General features: G+C 67.9%; 3 protein-coding genes. 2 read left to right on the top strand and 1 reads right to left on the bottom strand.

The annotated features are described in order from the left end of the window. Window positions 1-123: 123 nt before the first annotated feature. Window positions 124-2,955, bottom strand: a complete 2,832-nt coding sequence (gene polA, locus H0U68_RS12320) for a DNA polymerase I (protein WP_296355962.1) — start codon at window positions 2,953-2,955, stop codon at window positions 124-126. A 42-nt stretch (window positions 2,956-2,997) separates the two neighbouring features. Between polA and H0U68_RS12315 the strand changes: the two genes are divergently transcribed. Continuing rightward, window positions 2,998-3,312 (top strand): hypothetical protein, encoded by a 315-nt coding sequence (locus H0U68_RS12315; protein WP_296355960.1) that lies wholly within the window; start codon window positions 2,998-3,000, stop codon window positions 3,310-3,312. Window positions 3,313-3,315: 3 nt separating this feature from the next. Beyond that, on the top strand, window positions 3,316-4,103 hold a 788-nt coding region (locus tag H0U68_RS12310; RefSeq protein ID WP_296355958.1), incomplete at its 3' end, for a homoserine kinase.

Raw genomic sequence — 4,103 nt, 5'->3', positions numbered from 1 at the left:
CAAGATGCTGTTCCCGCTGGTGCTGTGCATCTTCCCGTCGATCAGCCTGGTGATCCTGGGGCCGGCGGTCATCCGCATGGTGCGGATGATGGGGCCGATGCTGAATGGCAGCTAACGCCGGCGCTAGTGCGCCTTCTCCCAGGTCGGCCCGACGCCGAACTCCGCCAGCAGCGGCGCGCGCAGTTCCGCCACGCCGGCCATCAGCCCCGGGATGGTGGCCTTGGCCCACTCCACCTCGTCTTCGGGCACCTCGAACACCAGTTCGTCATGCACCTGCATCACCATCCTGGTCTTGCGCTGCTCGCCGTCGAGGATTTTCTGCACCTCGATCATCGACATCTTGATCAGGTCGGCCGCCGTGCCCTGCATCGGCGCATTGATGGCCTGGCGCTCGGCGCTGCCGCGGCGCGGGCCGTTGGGCGAGTTGATCTCGGGCAGGTACAGGCGCCGGCCGAACACGGTTTCCACGTAGCCGCGGCTCTTGGCCGACAGGCGCGTCTCGTCCATGTAGTGCTTCACGCCCGGGTAGCGCATGAAATAGCGCTCGATGTAGTTCTTGGCCGCCGCCACCTCGATGCCCAGGTTGCGCGCCAGGCCGAAGCTGCTCATGCCGTAGATCAGGCCGAAGTTGATCACCTTGGCATAGCGGCGCTGCTCGCCGGACACCTGGTCCAGCGCCACGCCGAACACTTCGGCCGCGGTGGCGCGGTGCACGTCCATGTTCTCGCGGAACGCGCGCAACAGCGCCTCGTCCTCGCTGATGTGCGCCATGATGCGCAGCTCGATCTGGCTGTAGTCGGCGCTGGCGATGAAATGCCCCGGCTGCGCGATGAAGGCCTCGCGGATGCGCCGGCCTTCGGTGGTGCGGATCGGGATGTTCTGCAGGTTGGGGTCGTTGCTGGACAACCGCCCGGTGATGGCCACGGCCTGCGCATAGTGCGTGTGCACGCGTCCCGTGCGCGCATGCACCATCAGCGGCAGCTTGTCGATGTAGGTGCCTTTCAGCTTCGACAGGCTGCGGTGCTCCAGCAGCTTGGCCGGCAGCGGGTAGTCCTCGGCCAGCTGCTCCAGCACCTCTTCGTCGGTGCTGGGCGCGCCGCTGGCGGTCTTCTTCTTCACCGGCAGGCCGAGCTTCACGAACAGGATTTCGCCGATCTGCTTGGGGCTTCCCAGGTTGAAGGGCTGGCCGGCGAGTTCGTGCGCCTCTTTTTCCAGCTGCATGATGCGCTGGCCCAGCTCGTGGCCCTGGCGCCCCAGTTCCTCGCTGTCGATCAGCACGCCGTTGCGCTCCACCCGGTACAGCACTTCGCTGCACTGGATTTCCAGGTCGTAGATGAAGCGCAGCCGCGCATCGCGCTCCAGCTTGGGCCACAGGGCCCGGTGCACGTCCAGCGTCTGGTCGGAGTCCTCGCAGGAGTACTCGGCCGCCTTGTCGATCGGCACCTGGTTGAACGAAATCTGGTGGGCGCCCTTGCCGGCGATGGTTTCGTAGTCGATGCCGCTGCGTCCCAGGTGGCGCTCGGCCAGGCTGGCCAGCCCGTGCGGCTTGTGCACTTCCAGCACGTAGCTTTGCAGCATGGTGTCGTGCACGTAGCCCTGCACCTCCACGCCGTGGTTGGCGAACACGTGGCGGTCGTATTTGACGTGCTGGCCGAGCTTCTTTTTCTCGCCGTTCTCCAGCCAGGGCTTCAGGCGTGCCAGTACTTCGTCGCGCGGCAGCTGCTCGGGCGCGTCCTGGTAGTCGTGCGTGAGCGGCACGTAGCAGGCGATGCCCGGCTCGGTGCTGAAGCTCAAGCCCACGATGGTGGCCTGCATCTCGTCCAGCGAATCGGTCTCGGTGTCCAGCGCCACCAGCTCCGCCGCCTCGATGCGTTCCAGCCAGGGCGCGAACTCGTCCCAGGTGAAGATGGTCTCGTACTGCAGGTTGGTGGCCTGCGACAGGCCGGTGAGGTCCGGCTCCTCGAACTGGCCGCCCGCCGCCGCAGCGCCGGGGCCGACCTTCTTCTTCGTGCGGTGCTCCTCGATCAGCTCGGGCGGGACGTCGTGCGTCTCCAGCTGCTTGACCAGGCCCTTGAAGCCGTACTTCTCGTAGAAGGCCTTCAGCGCCTCGGTGTCCTGCCCGCCGATGACGATGTCGTCCAGCGCGGGGATGCCGGGAATGTGGTCCTTCAGGTCGCAGTCGGTGCGTATGGTCAGCAGCGCGCGCCCCTGGGGCAGCCAGTCGAGCGCCTTGCGCAGGTTCTCGCCGACGGCGCCCTTCACCTTGTCGGCGTTGGCCACCAGGTTGTCCAGCGAGCCGTATTCCGTCAGCAGCTTCACCGCGGTCTTGGGGCCGACCTTGTCCACGCCCGGTACGTTGTCGACCGCGTCGCCCACCAGCGTCTGGTAGTCCACCATCAGCCGCGGCGGCACGCCGAACTCGGCCTCCACGCCGGCAGCGTCGCGCTTGCGGTCGTTCATGGTGTCGATCACCACCACATGCTCGTTCACCAGCTGCGACAGGTCCTTGTCGCCGCTGGAGATCACGGTTTCCACGTCGTGCTGCGTGGCCATGCAGGCCAGCGTGCCGATCACGTCGTCGGCTTCCACGCCGGGCACGTTCAGCACCTTCCAGCCCAACAGGCGCACCACCTCGTGGATGGCGTCGATCTGGCTGCGCAGGTCGGCCGGCATCGGCGAGCGAGTCGCCTTGTAGTCGGGGTACAGGTCGTCGCGGAAGGTCTTGCCGGGCGCGTCGAACACGCAGACGGCGTAGTCGGCGCGCACGTCCCGCCGCAGCTTCTGCATCATGTTGATCATGCCGCGGATGGCGCCGGTGGCCGGGCTGTCGGGATCGCCCGGCACGGCGCGCAGGTCGGGCATGGCATGGAAGGCGCGGTACAAGTAGCTGGAGCCGTCCACCAGCAGCAACACCTTGCGGCCTTCCGGCGGCGCCTTGTCCTCAGGTTCATTCATGGGGAGGCATTGTGCCTGCCCGCCCGGCCTACAATCGGCACCATGCGCGCGCACGTCCTACTCCCCGTTCTCCTCGCCCTGGCCTCGGCCAGCGTCTTCGCCCAGGACCTGGCGCGCGAACAGCTCGATGGGCGCAAGAACCAGAAAATCGAGCGCATCCGCATCGAGGACGGCGGCAACCGCATCGACGAGCTGCGCGTCGGCGGTGAAACCCAGTCCATCACGGTGCAGCCCAAGGCGGCCGTGCCGGCCTACGAGATCCAGCCCACCGACATGGCGCGCAGCCGCCCGGCCGACGCCCGCGACGGCCTGTCCAGCGCCACCGGCAAGCGCGTCTGGAACGTCCTGGCCTTTTAGCCGATGGCGGTTTTCACCGAGGTCTCCGAGACCGAGGCAGGTGCCCTGCTGCGCGCGCTCGACCGCGGTGAGCTGCGCGCGCTGCGCGGCATCCAGGGCGGCATCGAGAACACCAACTACTTCCTCACCGCGTCCAGGGACGGCGAAGCGCACGAATACGTGCTGACGCTGTTCGAGCGCCTGGGCTTCGCGCAGTTGCCGTTCTACCTGCACCTGATGAAGCATCTGGCCGAGCGCGGCATCCCGGTGCCCGACCCCGCCGCCAACCGCGACGGCGACCTGGTGCACACCGTGTGCGGCAAGCCGGCGGCGCTGGTCGACCGGCTGGTAGGCCGCAGCGAGCTGGCGCCCACCGAAGCGCATTGCGCCGCCGTCGGCGAGATGCTGGCGCGCATGCACATGGCCGGGCGCGACTATCCGCGGCACCAGCCCAACCTGCGCGGGCTGGCCTGGTGGAACGAGACGGTGCCGGTGGTGCTGCCTTTCCTCACGCCCGAACAGGCCGCGCTGATCCGCGCCGAGCTGGCTTACCAGAACCACGTGGCGGCCGGCTCCGCCCATGCGGCGCTGCCGCGCGGGCCGGTCCATGCCGACCTGTTCCGCGACAACGTGATGTTCGAGGGCGACCGGCTGACCGGCTTTTTCGACTTCTATTTCGCCGGCGTCGACACGCTGCTGTTCGACATCGCGGTGTGCCTGAACGACTGGTGCGTCGACCTGCCCACCGGCGCGCACGACGCGGCGCGCGCCCGCGCCTTCCTGGACGCCTACGGGCGCGTGCGGCCGCTGGC

This window comes from Ramlibacter sp. (genome assembly GCF_013697775.1).
Classification (GTDB): domain Bacteria; phylum Pseudomonadota; class Gammaproteobacteria; order Burkholderiales; family Burkholderiaceae_C; genus Ramlibacter.
Note: the sequence above shows the minus strand (reverse complement) of the source record. Positions and strands in the feature narration are given on the sequence as shown.